The following is a 1,426-nucleotide window of genomic DNA, read 5'->3' as shown; positions in this document are numbered from 1 at the left end:
GTCATACTCGATCTGCCACAGGTACAACAGGCGCTCGCGGCTGGGGATGGGCCAGTGCTTGATGCGACCTGGCCATTGCGGATGCCCGGGGTCTACGGCGCTGGCCAATACCTCGACGCTGCCGTCTTCGTAAAACAGGGCCCATAGCATGCCGGGCTCGTCGGTGGGATACGGTGGCAGTTCACGCTCCACGTATTCAAACTGCCGGTTCGACAGCGAACCGTTCCACCAGTCGTAGCGCAGTTTGACTTTGATTCCTGGCCGCCAGCGGCGCGGCAATGAGTAGCAGCACATGTCCCCCGCACCTTCATAGGGTTTCACCGACGTGCCGCCAGCGACTTTGCCTGTCTCGGGATCTATGAATAAAAAACCGGTCAGATCCCGCCCGGTGTAGTTCAGCGCGGTCACGGCCACCGCGTCGCGTTCGTCTTGCCCGAGGCTGGCGCAGCCCAGGCTGGCAGCAGCCAGGCAGGTTGCCAAAATCCAGCGCCACCGCCGGGCGCTCGCTGCTTTGAGTGTGGTCATCTTGACTCCTGGGGCATCCAATGTGCCGCGCTTTGCAGGGCTTGGCGTACGCGGGCCAACCGTTGGCCGAGTTCCTGCACGGCGCATCGCTGCGCCTCTTGCAAGGCTTTGCTTGCTTGCGCATGGCGCCATGAGGCACGCGTGGTGCGCCATACGTCCTCAAGCTCGCGTTCGAGCATGGCCAGCATTTCGTCAGGCTCGCTGTCGTCGATCAGGGCTGCCACCTGCTGCGGACTCAACACCGGTGGGGTCAGCGCGGCGCTGGGGTCCATGGCCTGGTCTCCGTCGCCCAGGGGAAGGGTGAGCCAGCGCCCATCGCGCCCAATGCACCACCAAGCCTGGGCGGCTCCGATGAGTGCGCTGCGCTGCTGTGGTTGCAGCACTTCGGCAAGCTTGGGCAGGCGCCGGGTGTCGGCCCAGCGCAGGTGGAACAAGGTGCCTGCTGCATCCACGATCGACCATCGGGCCAGCCGATCGGCCAATGCCGCAGGCGATTCATGGGTGCGCACGGCCGTCACCATGGGGCGTGTGCTACAGGTTTGGAGCACCGCCCTGAGCGCTGCATGGCCGCTGTGGTAGGTCAGCACCAGCGGCGAGACCGCCAGGGCTTCGGGGCTCATCGAGGAGGGAAGTCGGCTCCACACGAGTTCCGGTGAGCCGCCTGCTTGACGGAGCTGCTCGGCCAATCCAGGGGCAAACGCGGCATCGAGCACCAAGAGCACTGCGAGGCCTTGGGGGGTCTGCTGAGCGTGGCGGTCCAGCTCGTCCAGCCAATGCGGGTCAAAGGCGTCGATCCAGCTCATTCATTCGACTTGGGTGAAGGCTGGCGCTGCGGCCAGGGATTTTTTGAGGCATTCGATGCACACGGTCTTGGGCATCGCTGGCAGAGCTTGGTCCAGCC

The 1,426-nt window shown here is 64.7% G+C and carries 2 protein-coding genes; both read right to left on the bottom strand.

What is annotated here, in order from left to right:
* Positions 1-525: DUF3304 domain-containing protein (locus CTA01S_RS16090; protein ID WP_198150911.1), on the bottom strand; the 525-nt coding region annotated here is incomplete at its 3' end.
* Entirely contained in the window at positions 522-1,328 is an 807-nt protein-coding gene (locus CTA01S_RS16085; RefSeq protein ID WP_062196854.1) for a DUF4123 domain-containing protein, read from the bottom strand. The genes CTA01S_RS16085 and CTA01S_RS16090, both read right to left, overlap by 4 nt.
* Positions 1,329-1,426 lie beyond the last annotated feature (98 nt).

It is taken from the genome of Caldimonas taiwanensis NBRC 104434 (assembly GCF_001592165.1).
GTDB classification, from domain to species: Bacteria; Pseudomonadota; Gammaproteobacteria; order Burkholderiales; family Burkholderiaceae_C; genus Caldimonas; species Caldimonas manganoxidans.
Note: the sequence above shows the minus strand (reverse complement) of the source record. Positions and strands in the feature narration are given on the sequence as shown.